18 protein-coding genes are annotated in these 17,963 nt (G+C 43.0%); 12 read left to right on the top strand and 6 right to left on the bottom strand.

The annotated features are described in order from the left end of the window. Positions 1–189: 189 nt before the first annotated feature. The 4 genes from infA to trxB form a co-directional block, all read right to left on the bottom strand. On the bottom strand, positions 190–408 hold the full coding sequence (gene infA, locus ABUE20_RS18875; protein WP_016401030.1) for a translation initiation factor IF-1: 219 nt from the start codon (positions 406–408) through the stop codon (positions 190–192). A gap of 68 nt (positions 409–476) precedes the next feature. Then, positions 477–1,172 carry an arginyltransferase gene (locus tag ABUE20_RS18870; protein ID WP_408621519.1) on the bottom strand — a complete coding sequence of 232 codons (696 nt, stop codon included), beginning with the start codon at positions 1,170–1,172 and terminating at the stop codon, positions 477–479. Continuing rightward, a complete protein-coding gene (gene aat, locus ABUE20_RS18865) occupies positions 1,169–1,858 on the bottom strand; it encodes a leucyl/phenylalanyl-tRNA--protein transferase (protein WP_408621518.1) in 690 nt (229 codons plus the stop codon). Before aat ends, ABUE20_RS18870 begins: the two co-directional genes overlap by 4 nt. A gap of 216 nt (positions 1,859–2,074) precedes the next feature. Beyond that, positions 2,075–3,028, bottom strand: coding sequence for a thioredoxin-disulfide reductase (gene trxB, locus ABUE20_RS18860; RefSeq protein ID WP_408621517.1), 954 nt, complete (start codon positions 3,026–3,028; stop codon positions 2,075–2,077). Positions 3,029–3,454: 426 nt separating this feature from the next. On the opposite strand from trxB, the gene lrp reads away from it, so the two are divergent. The 10 genes from lrp to recR all read left to right on the top strand — a co-directional run bounded on the left by lrp (position 3,455) and on the right by recR (position 14,252). Then, positions 3,455–3,943 (top strand): leucine-responsive transcriptional regulator Lrp, encoded by a 489-nt coding sequence (lrp, locus tag ABUE20_RS18855; protein WP_408621516.1) that lies wholly within the window; start codon positions 3,455–3,457, stop codon positions 3,941–3,943. Positions 3,944–4,099: 156 nt separating this feature from the next. Beyond that, positions 4,100–6,541, top strand: coding sequence for a DNA translocase FtsK (locus ABUE20_RS18850; protein WP_408621515.1), 2,442 nt, complete (start codon positions 4,100–4,102; stop codon positions 6,539–6,541). Between the two features lie 25 nt (positions 6,542–6,566). Beyond that, positions 6,567–7,184: an outer membrane lipoprotein periplasmic chaperone LolA gene (gene lolA / locus ABUE20_RS18845; RefSeq protein ID WP_408621514.1), complete on the top strand. Its 618-nt coding sequence runs from the start codon at positions 6,567–6,569 to the stop codon at positions 7,182–7,184. After that, a complete protein-coding gene (locus tag ABUE20_RS18840) occupies positions 7,177–8,508 on the top strand; it encodes a replication-associated recombination protein A (RefSeq protein WP_408621513.1) in 1,332 nt (443 codons plus the stop codon). The genes lolA and ABUE20_RS18840 overlap by 8 nt, the downstream gene beginning before the upstream one ends. A 104-nt stretch (positions 8,509–8,612) precedes the next feature. Beyond that, a complete protein-coding gene (serS, locus tag ABUE20_RS18835) occupies positions 8,613–9,905 on the top strand; it encodes a serine--tRNA ligase (RefSeq protein ID WP_408621512.1) in 1,293 nt (430 codons plus the stop codon). Between the two features lie 85 nt (positions 9,906–9,990). Then, positions 9,991–10,632, top strand: coding sequence for a MarC family protein (locus tag ABUE20_RS18830; protein ID WP_408621511.1), 642 nt, complete (start codon positions 9,991–9,993; stop codon positions 10,630–10,632). Positions 10,633–10,714: 82 nt separating this feature from the next. Then, positions 10,715–11,806 (top strand): AbrB family transcriptional regulator, encoded by a 1,092-nt coding sequence (locus tag ABUE20_RS18825; RefSeq protein ID WP_408621510.1) that lies wholly within the window; start codon positions 10,715–10,717, stop codon positions 11,804–11,806. 334 nt (positions 11,807–12,140) lie between these two features. After that, complete coding sequence (locus ABUE20_RS18820) at positions 12,141–12,392, top strand: hypothetical protein (protein WP_408621509.1); 252 nt, start codon at positions 12,141–12,143, stop codon at positions 12,390–12,392. A 137-nt stretch (positions 12,393–12,529) separates the two neighbouring features. Continuing rightward, complete coding sequence (locus ABUE20_RS18815; RefSeq protein ID WP_408621508.1) at positions 12,530–13,636, top strand: phosphoribosylaminoimidazolesuccinocarboxamide synthase; 1,107 nt, start codon at positions 12,530–12,532, stop codon at positions 13,634–13,636. A gap of 13 nt (positions 13,637–13,649) precedes the next feature. Next, the gene (gene recR / locus ABUE20_RS18810) at positions 13,650–14,252 is read left to right on the top strand and encodes a recombination mediator RecR (protein WP_408621507.1); all 603 of its coding nucleotides are present in this window, start codon (positions 13,650–13,652) and stop codon (positions 14,250–14,252) included. Between the two features lie 23 nt (positions 14,253–14,275). On the opposite strand, the gene ABUE20_RS18805 is transcribed toward recR, so the two are convergent. Continuing rightward, entirely contained in the window at positions 14,276–14,650 is a 375-nt protein-coding gene (locus ABUE20_RS18805) for a TraR/DksA family transcriptional regulator (RefSeq protein ID WP_408621506.1), read from the bottom strand. A gap of 96 nt (positions 14,651–14,746) precedes the next feature. After that, on the bottom strand, positions 14,747–15,715 hold the full coding sequence (locus ABUE20_RS18800; protein WP_408621505.1) for a tRNA-dihydrouridine synthase: 969 nt from the start codon (positions 15,713–15,715) through the stop codon (positions 14,747–14,749). Between the two features lie 276 nt (positions 15,716–15,991). On the opposite strand from ABUE20_RS18800, the gene apt reads away from it, so the two are divergent. Together apt and dnaX are read left to right on the top strand one after the other, a co-directional pair. Further along, on the top strand, positions 15,992–16,537 hold the full coding sequence (gene apt, locus ABUE20_RS18795) for an adenine phosphoribosyltransferase (protein WP_408621504.1): 546 nt from the start codon (positions 15,992–15,994) through the stop codon (positions 16,535–16,537). Between the two features lie 18 nt (positions 16,538–16,555). Further along, the coding region (dnaX, locus tag ABUE20_RS18790) for a DNA polymerase III subunit gamma/tau (RefSeq protein WP_408621503.1) at positions 16,556–17,963 on the top strand (1,408 nt) is incomplete at its 3' end.

Here is a 17,963-nt window from a genome sequence, read left to right as displayed (position 1 = left end):
GCCCAAATTGTTCTTCAGCCCAATCATTATTGCTTTTTATCATTTCAGGTATCCTCAACTAAGCCCATCCGTTGAAGATCTGATCGTGAAGCTAGAATTTAGTTCAAAAAAAGTCCCTCACATCATGTGAGGGACTTCTGTATAAAAGACAGGCCTGAGGGCTGGTTTTTTCATAGCGAAGCAGGTGACTTAGCGGGCACGGAATACAATACGTCCTTTCGACAGATCATAAGGTGTCAGCTGAACAGTCACTTTATCGCCAGTCAGAATACGGATATAGTTTTTCCGCATTTTCCCAGAAATGTGAGCAGTGACCACATGACCATTTTCTAATTCCACTCGGAACATTGTATTTGGTAATGTGTCCAGAACTGTGCCTTGCATTTCGATATTGTCTTCTTTCGCCATGGTTCCTCGGTGAGTATACTCCAATAAAAACGCAGGAAGGATGCCAGATCCCAAGCTCTGTGTAAAGTTTATTCGGCTTTTTCGAAGTCCCAATGGTTATTTATGAAACGCTGATGAGGTGAGAATTCATTTTTATAATTCATTTTGGGACATGGATCGATCTGATACCCTAGATAAAGCCAATTTTTATTTGCCTGCCTGAGCCAATTGATTTGCTGGATGATGGTTGTTTTACCTAAAGAACGCGCTGCATATTGGGGTGAGAAAAAGGTATACACGGCACTGGCACCTTGATCAAAGAGATCGATAATTGAGACAATAATCAATTCGGTGTCAAGGTAGCCTTCAAGGATACGTATTGGTGCCCATGAGCAGTTCAAAAATTGGCAAAATTCCTCGTAACTTTGGTGCTCCATGGTACCGCCATGATGTCTGGCACTTTGGTATTCACAATACAGTTGATAGTGTTTTAGAGTAAGGCACTTTTTTTCATTCCATGTGATATCGGTATTTTTATGAATAACACGTCGTTGACTGCGAGTTGGCTTAAAATTTTGAACATCAACTCGTAATGATTGACATGCGGTACATAGCTGACAATAAGGGCGATATAAATGATCACCACTACGGCGAAATCCTTGATCAATTAATAATTGGTATATTGCCGCGGTTGTATTTTCGGGCATTAAGACTGCTTCTCGAGCACTCTGGTCGTCAAGATAAGAGCATGAATGTTCAGTTGTTACCCCTAACTGTAATTTCATAATGTTTGAGGATCCCAGCAATTTTTAGCAATCGAACGATCTCGAAGTTGTTCTAAACATGATTTAAAGTGATTTCGGGAACAGGGTTGTACTCCCATACTCATAAGGTGTTCGGTGGGCATTTGGGCATCAATTAATTGCCCTCCATGAGCAGAAAAATGCTGTACCAGTCGGATAAAAGCAAGTTTAGAAGCATTGGTCTGAAGGTGGAACATCGATTCACCACAAAATAATTGCCCGATGCAAATTCCATATAATCCTCCGACGAGTTGTTGTTGCTCCCAGACTTCTACAGAATGCGCGTATCCCATCTGATGGAGCTTACAGTAGGCCATGATCATTTCGTTTGTAATCCAAGTTCCCTCGTGATTTGGGCGAGTAGCACAGTGTCGGATGATATCGGTAAAAGCATTGTTTACTGTGACATGAAAGGTCGTTTTTTTAAGCCATTTACGCATACTATGACTGATATGAAGTCGCTTGGGGTCGAGGATAGCGCGTGTTCCGGGGGACCACCAGAGCAGGGGATCTTCTTCACTAAACCAAGGAAATATGCCGTGATAATAGGCCCGAATCAGCCGATCTGGATTTAAATCACCACCAATGGCGAGCAGCCCGTCAGGATGATCTAATGCGCTATTAATATCGGGAAAATTTAAAGTGTGGTTTAAAACATGCAGTTGCATCGATATTCCCATTGAGATGACAGCCTGAATCATCAAAATAATGTGATCATTAGCTGCTGAAGAACGGTTACGCTATCAATTATTTTTAGCGTATTTTGTTAATCATCATAAATGCAATTTATAACATATTTTTAAGAGCGAATGTCGACGGGAGTGCATTTCATTTTGGGTTTGGAGTGTTAGATAGCCAGACGAGGCTGGCTATCGGATAACAATTTATTTTTGACTATCTAAGTAACGTTCTGCATCGAGGGCCGCCATACATCCGGCTCCGGCAGAAGTAATGGCTTGGCGATAGATATGATCGGCCACGTCACCTGCGGCAAAGACACCAGGAATATTTGTGGCAGTTGCATTGCCATTTAGGCCCGACTGAATTTTGATATAGCCGTTATTCATGTCGAGTTGACCTTCAAAAATGGCTGTATTGGGTTGATGACCAATCGCAATGAAGGCCCCCATAACGTCCAGATCGGATGTTTCGCCTGATTGGGTATCTTTCAGACGAACGCCGGTAACCCCCATTTCATCTCCAAGTACTTCATCCAGCGTCTTATTCAAGTGTAAAACCATATTGCCGTGATTTACTTTATCCATCATTCGGTCTAATAGGATTTTTTCACTACGGAAAGTTTCTCGGCGATGGATGACATGCACTTCTGCGGCAATATTAGAGAGATACAACGCTTCTTCGACTGCGGTGTTTCCTCCGCCGACCACAGCAACTTTTTGGTTGCGATAGAAAAAGCCATCACATGTTGCACAGGCTGAGATTCCTTTCCCTTTAAAGAGTTCTTCGGAAGGAAGTCCTAAATATTTGGCGGAGGCTCCGGTAGCGATGATCAGTGCATCACAAGTGTATTCACCACTATCACCAGTTAGGCGCAGTGGTCGAGATGAAAAATCCACTTTATTAATGTGGTCAAATACGATATTAGTATTAAACCTCTCCGCGTGTTCTTGCATCCGTTCCATTAATTGAGGACCGGTGAGCCCTTCTGCACCACCTGGCCAGTTTTCAACTTCGGTGGTGGTGGTTAATTGTCCGCCTTGCTGAATGCCGGTAATGAGAGTGGGATTTAAATTTGCTCGTGCAGCGTAAACAGCCGCAGTGTAACCGGCAGGGCCTGAACCAAGAATAATAAGTTGGCTATGTTGAATATCTTGCATAGAACCTGTCTCTATAAGGATCAATTTTAGGTATGATAAATGATTCCTGAAGTAGATCGAGTAATTTCCAAGAACATTTTTGTATTACTGAGAACGAATACGTCTAAATTGGTATTTTGCCCAATCTTGTAATTGATCGTTAATTTGGTTAGTTCTGTCTCTAACATTATTAAAATCGCCATGAAAAAGGGATTTTATAGAGAAAAATGTCGATAAAAGCTTGCGATTAGACTTTTTTTATGGAAGATTTGATAGTTACAGGGGATAGTCGGTTTTGTCATATTTAATCCCCTGAGCACAATGGCTGTCCGTTTTTAAAATGGATTGATTAAGTCCGAGGCAATATCCCATTGCGGCTATTGATAGAGTCAGACAACTCTTTCTGAGGTCCACTTATAACAAAAAAATTTTTACAACATCATAATAATGGAAGTCAAAGGTCAACACATGAAGGAACTTGATCGGATTGATCGCAACATACTTAATGAGTTGCAACAGGATGGTAGGATCTCCAATGTGGAGCTATCTAAACGGGTTGGTTTGAGTCCAACACCATGCTTGGAGCGGGTGAGGCGTTTGGAACGGCAGGGATATATATGTGGGTATACAGCAATTCTGAATCCTCAATATCTTGATGCGTCGTTGCTTGTCTTTGTTGAAATTACCTTAAACCGTGGTGCTGCAGATGTTTTTGAGCAATTTAATAGTGCAGTACAGCAGTTAGAAGAGATTCAGGAATGTCATCTCGTTTCAGGTGATTTCGATTATCTTTTAAAAACCCGAGTCGCTGATATGTCCGCATATCGTAAGCTTTTAGGTGAGACATTACTGAGATTACCAGGTGTAAATGACACGCGTACGTATGTAGTCATGGAAGAAGTTAAGCAGAGTAATCGATTGGTAATTAAGCACTAGCGCAATTTTATGTATGGTAAATTGCAGATCATGGAGCGGCTTGGCCGCTCCTTTGTTTATTATAAAAAGAATAACTGCTATATGTTATAAGATGATATTTTATAATAGAGTCACCCTTTTTTATTAAGTGTTTTGAGTTAAACGGGGAGTTGCTGTTTGGCAAGTTTATTCTCTTCTAAATTAAGTGGGTCTGAGCGCCTTCAGGAAGCTGGGATCATTGGCATTATCGTGGTTGCTGTTTTTTGTGCCATTGCATTGTTTAGTTTTAATCCAGCTGATCCTGGATGGTCACAGACATCATGGCAAGGGCATGTTTCTAATGCGGCTGGTTCTTTTGGGGCCATGCTTGCGGATATTCTTTTCTTCTTATTAGGGCTGGTTGCCTATCTTATTCCGATCGTGATTATTTTCGTGGGCTATCTTTGTTGTTGGCACCGCAGTGCCGATGAGCGATTGTCTTTTTTTAATGGTGGCTTGAGGATTATTGGTGGCGTTCTGGCATTAGTGAGTTCAACGTCGCTGGCTTCGGTAAATTTTAATGATTTTTATCATTTCTCGTCTGGAGGACTCATCGGTGATTTGTGCTCCGGAATTATGGTCACCACATTGGGTAATCTGGGAAGCACGATTGTTTTATTAGCATTACTGGCGATTGGAATCACTCTTATTACAGGAGTTTCGTGGATTACGATTGTAGAAATTATTGGTGTATGGCTCAATGATTTCAGCTTGTGGTGTAAATCAAAATTAACGCACCCATTTGATTCAAACTCCAAATTACAACTGGAAACCGTAGGTCCAGCATTGTCAGATTCTGAACCGTCGCCTTCTAAGCTGAAAAGTTTATTTACTCGTCAGCATCAGAATAGTGTGATTGAAGATAGAGATGAGGATGAGGAGTATGAAGAGGACGCTGATGATTGGCTTGAAGAAACTGAAGTCGATTCTGTAATCCCCGAACGAAAAGATCCGGTTGTGATGACGACGTCCATGATTGAGTCGGGTCATTCTGAGTCCGAAGATAAACCCATGGCCCGGATGGTTGCTCCTGCTCATAGTAAAACTCTCGATGATTTTAAACCGGTTGAACGGCCTAAGGATTTGGCACCTTTACCGGATATGAGCCTTTTGGATCGACCCGATAAAAAAGTTAATCCAGTGAGTCAGGATGAATTGGATCAAATCGCTCGATTAGTTGAGACGAAACTACTTGATTTTAATATTGATGCCAAGGTGGTTGCCGTCTGTCCGGGGCCTGTTATTACACGTTTTGAACTGGATTTAGCACCTGGGGTTAAGGTGAGTAAGATTACGGGACTTTCAAAAGATCTGGCTCGTTCTTTGTCTGCGATTAGTGTCCGCGTGGTTGAAGTGATTCCAGGTAAATCTGTGATTGGTCTGGAGTTACCCAATAAGCATCGGGAAATTGTTTACTTAAGTGAAGTTTTGAATTGTCCTGCATTTCATAAAAATAAATCACCTTTAACTATGGTTCTCGGAAGCGATATTGCAGGAGAGCCGGTGGTTGTTGATTTAGCGCGTATGCCTCATTTACTTGTGGCCGGTACAACTGGTTCAGGCAAGTCAGTGGGTGTCAATGTCATGATTGTGAGTATGCTCTATAAATCAACACCTGAAGAAGTTCGGTTTATTATGATTGACCCGAAAATGCTGGAATTATCCGTTTATGAAGGGATCCCACATCTTCTTTCTGAAGTTGTTACCGATATGAAAAAAGCAGCAAATGCGCTGCGCTGGTGTGTGGGAGAAATGGAGCGTCGTTATCAGCTAATGTCAGCGGTTGGTGTAAGGAATTTAAAAGGGTATAACGCGAAAGTGAAAGAGGCGGCAGCGCGAGGGGAATCGATTCCCGACCCACTCTGGAAACCCGGAGATAGTATGGATGAACAAGCGCCAGCTCTCGAGAAACTCCCTTCTATCGTCGTTGTGATCGATGAATTTTCGGATATGATGATGATCGTAGGTAAGAAGGTTGAAGAACTGATTGCCCGTATTGCTCAAAAAGCTCGAGCTGCAGGGATTCATTTGATTTTAGCAACTCAACGACCTTCCGTGAATGTGATTACCGGATTAATCAAGGCAAATATTCCAACGCGAATGGCGTTTCAGGTGTCGAGTAAAATCGATTCCCGCACTATCTTAGATCAGCAAGGTGCTGAGGCTTTACTGGGGCAGGGGGATATGCTCTATCTCCCTCCGGGATCCGGTGTTCCAACTCGGGTTCATGGGGCATTTATTGATGATGATGAAGTTCACCGAGTTGTCGCCGACTGGAAACTCAGAGGCGAGCCAAATTATATTGATGAAATTTCAAATGGTGAAACCAGTTCTGAAATTCTGTTGCCTGGAGAGCAGTCCTCAATGGAGGATGAATTTGATGAGCTTTATGATCAAGCCGTGGCTTTTGTCACGGAGAGTCGACGGGGATCCGTTTCTGGAGTGCAGCGAAAATTTAAAATTGGTTATAATCGTGCCGCTCGAATTGTGGAACAGATGGAGGCTCAAGGTGTCGTTAGTCCTCCAGGGCATAACGGAAATCGGGATGTCCTTGCACCACCGCCGGTTCGTTTTGACTAATATAATTCAAATACAGAGGTATTGAATGAGACTGATCCAATGGATAACGGTTGGTAGTTGTTTATCAAGTTTTTTGGTGATGGCCGATCCAATGAGTGATTTACAGGCAAAATTACAGCCTATCGAACATTTTTCGGCTGACTTTCAGCAGACGGTGATTAGCCCCGAGGGTAAAACAGTTCATCAAGCACAGGGCCGCTTAGTGATGGCTAAACCGGGCAAAGTATTTTGGCAGGAACAGTCACCGGGAGACGATCAGATTATCTCAGATGGTCGGACCATTTGGTATTACAGCCCAATGGTTGAACAAGTCTCTATTTATAATGCCTCCGATGCGATTGCACATACGCCTTTTATTTTATTAGCCGATCCGCGAGCTAAAAGTTGGAGTAGCTATCAGGTGCGTCAAGTACAGGCTGACAGCTATCGAGTGACGAGTAAAGAAGATCATCAACAGCCTACATTTACTATCGTTTTTAACGGCGATGCGATTCAGGAGTTTGATGTCACAGATTCTCAGGGACAACAAAGTCGTTTTAAACTAGCCCATTTTAATTTAACCCCTAGAATTAATGTAAAACAGTTTGTATTTACAGTTCCTCAAGGGGTTGAAATAGACGATCAACGTCAGTCTCATGAATAATTTAGGATTTGATTTCGCCCCCGATTTTCGACCGTTAGCTGCGCGAATGCGCCCTCAAACTCTTGAGGAATATGCAGGGCAGCAACAACTATTAGATCCGTCCAAGCCGTTGTATCAGTCGATTAAAAAAGGATTGCTCCACTCTATGATTTTATGGGGGCCTCCGGGAACAGGGAAAACAACGTTAGCGGAAATTATTGCCCACTATGCGGACGCCCATGTCGAAAAAGTTTCTGCGGTGACGGGGGGCATGAAAGAGATCCGGGAAGCAATTGCGAATGCGAAAAATGTCCAGCAGCAAGGGCGTCGTACGATCCTTTTTGTTGATGAAGTGCATCGATTTAATAAAAGTCAACAAGATGCTTTTTTGCCCCACATTGAGAATGGTACGGTTGTATTCATTGGCGCAACGACTGAGAATCCCTCCTTTGAAGTGAATAATGCGCTACTTTCTAGAGCCAGAGTTTATGTGTTGGAGCGTTTGAATGAAGCAGATATTCAGCAAGTTTTAGAAAGAGCATTAGCTGAAGATCAACAACTTCAGTCGCGCCATTTGTGTTTTGCTGCGGGCGTTGCTCAGCAGCTTGCTGAATTTGCCCAGGGAGATGCGCGGCGAGCATTGAATTTATTGGAGATGGCCACCGATCTGGTTGAAGACAATGGTGAAGTAAATCAAGCTCTACTTGCTCAAGTGTGCGGCCCCCATTTTTCGCAAGTCGATAAACTAGGGGATCAATATTATGATTTACTGTCTGCATTTCATAAATCAGTGCGGGGATCTAACCCTGATGGCGCTTTATTCTGGTATAGTCGCATCCTAGAATCAGGGTGTGATCCATTGATTGTGGCGCGGCGAATGTTGGCCATCGCTTCGGAAGATGTCGGTAATGCTGATATTCGAGCGATGCAGGTTGCACTCAATGCCTGGGATTGTTATACCCGGGTCGGTCCCGCTGAAGGTGAACGTGCGATTGCACAAGCCGCTGTGTTTTTAGCTTGTGCTCCTAAAAGTAATGCGGTCTATAAAGCGTTTAGTGCCGCTCGGGAAGCGGCTAAAAATTACGGTGATCTCCCGGTTCCGTATCATTTACGCAATGCTCCCACGAAGTTAATGGCTGAAATGGGATTCGGTGCCGAGTATCGGTACGCACATAATGAGCCAGGAGCTTATGCTGCTGGGGAAAGTTATCTGCCTGAATCTATAGCGCATTTGCAATTTTATTATCCAGAGGATCGGGGATTAGAAAAACAAATTAAAGCAAAACTTGATTATCTGCATGAATTAGATGCAAAAAGTGAGCAGCAACGGTACCCTAAGAAGTGATAGAATAGATTGCAGTTACCCGGGTAATCATCAGGGTATTTGAGTTTATAACAAATAAAAAACCTTCGGATGAAGGTGATGGAATATATTAATTAAGGTTTATCATGTTAGATGCTAAATATCTGAGGAGTGAGATCGAAACCACGGCCCAGCGTCTTGCTCGCCGAGGTTTTCAATTGGATGTCGCATTAGTGACAAAATTGGAAGAACAGCGTAAATCCTTGCAGATAGAAACTGAGAATTTACAGAATGAACGGAATTCTCGCTCCAAATTAATTGGCCAGGCGAAAGCTCGAGGTGAGGATATTCAGCCATTACTGGCGGAAGTTGGATCGCTGGGTGATAAACTTAACGAGGCGAAGCAGCAGCTTGCGGCCGTTCAGGATCATTTAAAAGAGATTGCTTATACAATCCCTAATTTACCAAATGAATCGGTTCCGGTTGGCAAAGATGAATCAGAAAATGTGGAGTTGCACCGTTGGGGTACACCGCGTAAATTCGATTTTGAAATTCGTGATCATGTGGATATCGGTGAAGGTTTAGCTGGGCTTGATTTTAAAAGCGCGACAAAAATCAGTGGTTCACGTTTTATCGTGATGAAAGATAAAATAGCTCGACTGCATCGGGCGATTGCGCAGTTTATGTTAGACACTCAAACTAGTGAACATGGCTATCATGAATTGTATGTTCCTTATTTAGTCAATGCTGATTCGTTGTATGGAACCAGTCAGTTACCTAAATTTGGTGAAGATTTATTTAATATGCAACCTGCAACTGAAGAAGGAATTGGGATGAGTTTGATCCCAACGGCTGAAGTTCCTTTGACCAATATGGTGCGGGATGTCATTCTTGATGAAGCTGAGCTTCCTCTTAAAATGACGGCCCATACACCATGTTTTCGTAGTGAAGCCGGATCCTATGGCCGGGATACTCGGGGGCTGATCCGTCAACATCAGTTTGATAAGGTCGAAATGGTTCAGGTGGTTCATCCTGCGCATTCATATGAAGTTCTTGAAGAGATGCGTCAGCATGCGGAAAATATTCTGCAAAAATTAGATTTACCTTATCGGGTTGTAACATTGTGTACTGGCGATATGGGATTCTCAGCGGCCAAAACATATGACTTAGAAGTCTGGTTACCGGCACAGAATACCTATCGGGAAATTTCTTCAGTGAGTAACTGTGAAGATTTTCAGGCTCGTCGGATGCAGGCTCGTTTCCGCCCAGAGGGTTCAAAAAAACCGGAACTGGTTCATACATTGAATGGTTCGGGTTTGGCTGTTGGTCGAACATTGGTTGCAATTCTAGAAAATTATCAACAAGCTGATGGCTCAGTAGTGGTCCCTGAGGTGTTAAGGCCTTACATGAATGGGATTGAAGTCATTCAAAAAGCATAATTGATTATCAGTACTTTTGAAAAACCTCGGCCTGACCGGGGTTTTTTATTCATACTCTGATCATTGAAAGCGTGGAGAATCGCTTATGGACCACTTTGTTGCACATTTAACAACGGTTTTTATGAGTTTTTTTGCCATTATGAATCCCATCGCTAATGTGCCTATTTTTTTGGGTTTGACTGCTAATGATGATTCGGCAACAACTAAGTTAATTGCCCTACGTGCGGTTGTGATTGCATTTATTTTGGTCTGTATTTTTACGCTTGCCGGGCATTGGATTTTTCAGCTTTTTGGCATTACGTTGCCAGCATTTCGGTTAGTTGGTGGGGTGCTAGTTGGGACTATCGGATTCCAGATGCTCCATGGGAACCAATCGAGTATGCACCAATTGCCGAGTGAAGATAATGATGCCTGTCGTGAAGCTGTCTTAAGTGTTTCTATTTTCCCTCTAGCTATGCCTATTTTGGCTGGACCGGGGACTATTGTGACTGCACTGAACTATGCTGCGCATGGTGGATTGTTGGAGTTATTTATTATCCTCTCATCGTTTGCCGCATTGTGTTTGATTACTTTTGTATTTTTCGTGTTCGGACAGCGATTTGTGGCGGTTATTGGAAGTGGTGCTTTAGGCGTTATCACTCGAATTATGGGGCTAATTCTTGCTGTTATTGGGGCTCAGATGATTATCGAAGGGATCCAAGGTGCTTTTCCAAATGTTTTGTCATGATTGATTCAATATTTTATTTTCCTTTCTAAGAGATAGAGTAACGTCTCGCTTGTTTTTCCAATATTGATTGAGTAGGTTTTTCATGGGCCAAGTAAAAATTACCACTTCTCGAACTCGCTTTTCATCTAAGTGCATTCGATGGTTTTTTTTAATTGGAATATCGGTATTTTTAGTCTGGATCATGACTGTTTGCCACATTCCCGCCGGGTGGATGATTGGACCGATGTTGGCCGGTATTATATTCGCGGTTATTAACATTCGACTAAAAGTGAATCGTTGGGGATATCATGGTTCTCAGGCTGTGATCGGCTGTTTGATCGCAACGAGTCTCACTCAAAATATTCTGCATGAAATGATAAAAGATTGGCCGCTGTTTCTGCTGGTGATTGGAGTGGTCATGATCTTGAGTTGGGGGTTGGGATTAGTCTTGGCTAAGTGGAATGTGATCCCACCAGATGTGGCCATTTGGGGGGCTTCACCCGGAGCGGCCAGTGCCATGGTTATTATGGCGAAAGCGTTCGGTTCTGATGAACGACTAGTTGCTTGTATGCAATATATTCGGGTGCTATTAGTTGTCCTAGTTGCATCGGTAGTCGCATCGATAGTGACGGGTAGCGGATCCATGACACATTCACTCTTTGAAGGATGGGCTGTGCTCCCGGATGGATGGAACTTATCCATGACATTATTGTTGATTGTTGGGGGTGTCATTCTCGGTCATATAGCGCGTATTCCCGCCGGATCGATGTTGGTGCCGATGCTCCTCGGAACCTTCTTACATTTGATGGGGTGGATCGTTATTGATTTACCAGAAGTTTTATTAGTTTTGAGTTATTCATTGATCGGTTGGCAGATTGGGTTAGGGTTTGATCGTGATATTTTGCGAACTTCATTGAAGGCATTACCTCGTATTGTGTTTTCGAATTTAATTCTCATTGCTTTATGTGGAATATTAGGAATGGGAGTTAGTTACTGGTTCCATGTTGATCCGCTTTCGGCTTATTTGGCAACGAGTCCCGGAGGGGCCAATACGGTTGCTGTTATTGCTCTATCGACGCCGGTTGATGTGGCATTTATTATGGCATTACAAACCTGTCGACTCATGATTATCATTCTCACTGGACCGTGGATTTCACAATCACTCATGAAATTTAGAAAACATCGGGATGTGTGAAATCAGTGTCTATGCCGATGTCTTCTGTTTAGCAAAAGCGACAAAGCGTAAAATTTATTGATAAATTGCGGTAATTTGCTGAAAAAATGATCAGATCAACTAAAAGGATCTTAGTGATCGTTTTAGTTAGTTTATGATGAATTTTGTCATTAAAATCAGCGAACTTGATCTATTTGTTCGAAAACTAATAGCTAAGTTTATTGTCTCTTCGCCAGAATCTTTAGTCCCTAAGTCTTAATTTTCACTATAAAGTACTATTGTAGCATTGGTATTTATTGCCAATAATGATCAGCCATTCTTATCCAAATCAGTTTTCACATTTAGCAAGGATGTCATGAATACTTATCAATTTGATCTAATTCTTTCTGGTCTACGGCAAGCAACGGATAAAGATCTGGAAAATTTAGGTGGAGAGCTCCGATCAAAGGGGTGTTTGGATCCTAATCCTCGGATGGATAAATACGGGATCCGTGTTTCTGTCAAAGTGGATGCTGATACTTTTACCAGAGCTATTTATTTGAGCACCCAGTATATTACTTCTATCCAGGGGTATCGCCTTTCAGTTCGGTCTGTTGAGTTTAATTAAAGTAATGAGTCTATCGGGGATTATTTGGGAATCAGTGGCATACCTCGACAGGTTTGGTACAATTCAGTCCCATATCGCTAAGTGATATTAGTTGCTTAGTCTTTTCGTTCTCTGTTGTCATTATAGGATCTACCCCCATGAATATTGCTGACCAGGTTATGGCTGTCAATAATGATCTTCCGATCCGTACCGCGCTTCCGGTTCATAGCGGTAAGGTGCGTTCTGTTTACTGGCTTACTGAAGATGATAGTCGCCGTTTGATTGAGCAGAAAGGTTATCCGGTTCCTCTCGATACACCTTTGGCTGTGATGGTGATTAGTGATCGGATTTCAGCTTTTGATTGCATTTGGCATGGTGAACAGAACATGCAGGGGATCCCGGGGAAAGGGGCTGCATTAAATGCAATTTCAAATCACTGGTTTGAATTATTCAGACAAAAAGGATTGGCTCAGAGCCACATTCTGGATATTCCACATCCATTAGTCTGGATTGTGCAAAAAGCACGTCCTGTGATGGTTGAAGCGATTGCTCGGCAGTACATTACCGGTTCGATGTGGCGTGCTTATCAAAAAGGAGAACGTGATTTTTGTGGTATTCAGTTACCCGAAGGATTACAGCGGGACCAGAAATTGCCGGAGGTATTAATTACACCGTCAACCAAAGGTATTTTGGAAGGTATTCCCGGTGTTCCTGAAGCTGATGATGTCAACGTATCTCGCCAGAATTTGGTCGAGCATTACCAGTCTTTTGGGTTCCGGAATCCTGAAGATGTTGATCTTTATGAAAAATTATTAAAACAGGGATTTGCAGCCATTAGTGAATCGCTGGCTCAGCATCAGCAGATTTTCGTTGATACTAAATTTGAATTTGGTTATGTGACGGATCAAAATGGTCAGGAACAGCTGATCTATATGGATGAAGTCGGTACTCCTGATTCGTCACGTATCTGGGATGGAGTCGCTTATCAGCAAGGGCAGATTATCGAAAACTCAAAAGAAGGCTTTCGCCAGTTTTTACTGAATCATTTTCCAGAGCCGGATATCTTATTGAATAAGGAGCGGATGCCAGAACGGTTTGCGTTGGCAAGAGATAATGCGTTGCCTGTTTCTGCTATGATGGATTTATCTAAAACCTATACTCAAATCGCGCAAACGATTACAGGTAAAGCCATTGAGCTTTCTGCACATCCTAAAGAAGAGATCATTGAACGACTCCAGCGTGATTATCAATTGATCAGTATGTAAAGGTTTCTCTGAAATGAAATATACCCCGAGTCTCGATAGGTTAATTCAAGCATTGCAGGTGTTACCAGGAGTTGGCCCTCGAAGCGCACAGCGGATGGCCTTTTCATTGTTACAGGAAAAACGGTCCCAAGCTGTAAAACTGGCGGAATGCCTGCAACAGGCGCTTGAAGTTGTTGGTCATTGCCCGGTTTGCCGAAATTTCTCTGAGGCTGAGCAGTTATGTCCCATATGTAGTTCTGACAAGCGTCGATTATCGGGATTGTTATGTATTGTTGAAAATCCGGCAGATGTTGTTGCTATCGAGCAAACGGCTCAATACTCGGGGTGTTATTTTGTATTGATGGGCCATTTATCGCCTTTAGATGGTATTGGCCCGCAAGAAATTGGTTTAGATAAGCTCGAAGCCCGATTAGATGAAGAATCGTATACTGAGGTTATCTTAGCAACCAACCCGACGGTTGAAGGTGAAGCGACTGCTTATTATATTGCAGAGCTCGCCCGGCAACGGCAGATCAAAGTATCTCGAATTGCTCATGGTGTTCCTATCGGGGGAGAACTGGATCATGTGGATGGGACAACGCTGTCCCATTCTTTCATTGGACGACAAGATTTTTAGCTGATTGGTTTTAAAGCTGTAAATTAAAGAGCAAATAGATCCTGACGTTTTTTTGCCTGATGTTTGGCTTCACATTTTTCACAGCGTTGTGTACATGGATCTATTTCTAAACGTTGTTTTTCAATAGGTTCTTCACAATCGCTACACATTCCGTAAAGACCAATTTCATATTGGCAAAGGGCGGCATCAATGCGACGAAGCTGAATTCTAAACGGCTCTAAAGCAGCACTGTCTATAGCACATATATAGTCGACAAAATCAGCGCGAGCCATATATTCTAAATCTTCAATCGTGACGCTTATTTTAGAATCGGGTAATTTGAGCAACGTGGCAATAATATCCTTTCGGATCGTCGCCATCATATTTTCTAGGCGAACCTGATAATGCGAATACTCCAAAATTATTCCTATGCGTTACTGATAATATATAGCAGGAGTATAGGTAGCTGATTTTTGAATAGTCATGATATGAATCAACAACAGTTAAATATTTTATTATTTTTCATGATTGAAAACGGTTGGTTTTAAAATTGTTAAATGTTGCTGTAAAACTTGAGTGATTAACTCTTTTTGGCGCAAGGTCCGTAATTCTCGGAATAAAGGGTCCGCTTCTGGATAGCTGAGCCTTAGGTAGCTAAACCACTGCTTTGTTCGTGAAGGATAATAAATAATATCCTTATCATTATCTGGTAATGTAGAAAATTGCAAGAGTAGGGTTAGTACTTCGGGCCAAGTTAGTTTAGGCGCGTTATTCTTTAACATATTACCCAGATTGGGAGTCGCAACCGCCCCGCGCCCCACCATAAATTGATCGACATTGGTTTGTTCTTGACATTGTTGTAGCGAAGTATGATCCCATATCTCGCCATTGGCAATGATGGGGATATGGACGTGTTGCCGAATTTTATCGATCCAAGGCCAATAAGCCGGGGGGCGATATCCATCCATTTTAGTGCGAGCATGTACCGTTAGTTCCGTTGCTCCGGCTGATGCAACAGCATCGGCGATTTCTACGGCATGTTCTTTACTGTCATAGCCTAATCGGATTTTAGCTGATACTGGGTATTGAGCAGGCACGGCTTGTCGAACGGCGGCTACAATCTCATGGATTAATTGGGGTTCTTTGAGTAACACCGCGCCGCCGCGGCTTTGATTCACGGTCTTTGCCGGACAGCCAAAATTGAGATCAATTCCAGGTGAGCCGAGTTGAATCGCTGTGATGGCATTTAGTGCTAGCCAGTGAGGTGATTGCCCTAGAAGTTGGACTCGAACTGGGGTTCCGGAAGCGGTTTGACCTTTTGTGAGAAGTTCAGGGCAGAGCCGGTAAAATACTTTAGGCGGAAGTTTTTGCTCGTTAACACGAATAAATTCGGTGACGCACAGATCATATCCTCCCAATCCGGTCAGTAATTGTCGCATTTGTGCATCGACGACGCCTTCCATAGGCGCAAGCACCAATTTCATGAATAACTCTACAGTATAAGATAAAAGCTGCTTTTTAAGCTATCTGATGGTGAATGTCCAGAGACTGTTGCTCTTTAGGCGAAGGTTTACGCCTTTTAGCTTGAATGACCTCAGATTTCCAAAAGGATGGGAATGAAATGTTGTTAATTCCAGCAATTAAAAGCCGAAATATGATCTCGACCTTTGCAAGTTGGCCACAAATTGAGATAATCCCCCTATGCATATAAAAAGGCCCATACCAGTGATGGGCTTTTTCTTTGACTATTTGGATGTATTATGAAGCCAGAAACCTATGCTTTGATTGAACAAAGCATTAAGTCGATCCCTGATTATCCTAAACCCGGTATTATTTTCAGAGATATCACGAGTCTGATGGAAGACCCAGCTGCATACGCCGCTACAATTAATTCTTTAGCTGAAACGTTCAAAGGACGTGGTTTTACTAAAGTAGCCGGTACTGAAGCCCGAGGCTTCTTGTTTGGGGCGCCTTTAGCATTAGCTCTAGGCATTGGTTTTATTCCAGTGCGTAAACCAGGAAAACTTCCTCGTAAAACAATCAGTCAGAGTTATGAATTAGAGTATGGTCATGATAGTGTTGAGATTCATGAAGATGCTTTAAATTCTGATGATCATGTTTTGTTGGTTGATGATCTGATTGCGACCGGGGGAACGGCTGAAGCAACAGTTAAATTAATTCGACAGTTAGGGGCTACGATTACCGATGCTGCGTTTGTGATTAATTTAGTTGATCTACCTGGGCAAAAGCGTCTTGAACAGATGGGAGTTCATGTGACTCACTTGGTGCAATACCAAGGCGATTAAGCCTGCTGGAGCTGAACTATGAGTTATTTAGCATTAGCACGTAAATGGCGTCCGCAACGTTTTTCCGATGTGGTCGGGCAAAAGCATGTGCTGGCTGCATTGACTAATTCATTGAAACAGCAGACTTTACATCATGCTTATTTATTTTCAGGAACCCGGGGGATTGGGAAAACAACACTAGCGCGTTTGTTTGCCAAGAGTCTTAACTGTGAACAGGGTATTTCTGATCATCCTTGTGGCCAATGTAGTAATTGTCAGGCTGTGGAACATGGGCAGTTTGTCGACTTAATCGAGATTGATGCAGCCTCCAGAACTAAGGTCGAGGATACGCGGGATGTACTGGATAATGTTCAGTACCGGCCAAGCCGGGGACGCTATAAAATCTATTTGATCGATGAAGTTCATATGTTGTCCAGGCATTCATTCAATGCATTATTAAAGACATTGGAAGAGCCTCCTGAGCATGTGAAATTTCTATTGGCTACGACGGATCCGCAAAAATTGCCGGTTACGGTGTTATCCCGGTGCTTGCAGTTTCATCTTACGGCATTATCAGAAGCACAGATCGCAGAGCGACTTCATCACATCTTGCAATTAGAGTCTTTGCCGAGTGAACCTTTAGCTGTTGAAGCATTAGCTCAGGCAGCCGATGGCAGTATGCGAGATGCACTGAGTTTGACCGATCAGGCGTTGGCGCTGAGTGGGGGTGAGCTTCGTTATCATGATGTCATTGAGATGTTGGGGACGATTGATCCGCATCATATCCGGGAGTTATTGGCGCATGTCATGGGTGGGGATAGCGCGGCAGCTTTTGCCAAGATCGAACAGATCAAACAGTTAGCTCCAGATTATGATGATTTACATCAGCAACTTGCATCTTGGTTGCATCGAGTGGCACTTCAACAGCTACTACATAATGATCAGGATACTTTAATTCAAAAGCTAGCCGAGCAGAGTGATAGCCAGTTTGTACAGTTGTTGTATCAAATAGCCATTACCGGACGGCGAGATTTACCTTATGCTCCTCTGCCGTTAAGTGGTTTTGAAATGACGATTATTCGGATGCTAGCTTTTCGTCCTGTGTCGTCAGTGGCCATATCACCACATGATTTGCGAGTGACTCCAGCTCCGGTTACATCGAGGATATCCTCTGTGCAGAAGCCTGTGGTTCAGGCTTCTGCAGCTGTTACAGAAAAAAAAACGGTTTTAGGTGATGAATCTGCTGTTGATGAGTATGACAATTCGTTGATTCGGCAGTTAAATCAGGAACAACAGCAGTTACAGCAGCAAGCCGCGCAGTTACGGGATTCGGAACTTGCATCACCGGGTGCTAGCTCCGATACTCATTTGCCAGAGCCAGAGCCAGAGCCAGAGCCAGAGCCAGAGCCAGAGCCAGAGCCAGAGCCAGAGCCAGAGCCAGAGCCAG

It is taken from the genome of Celerinatantimonas marina, assembly GCF_046054165.1.
Taxonomy (GTDB): Bacteria; Pseudomonadota; Gammaproteobacteria; order Enterobacterales; family Celerinatantimonadaceae; genus Celerinatantimonas.
Note: the sequence above shows the minus strand (reverse complement) of the source record. Positions and strands in the feature narration are given on the sequence as shown.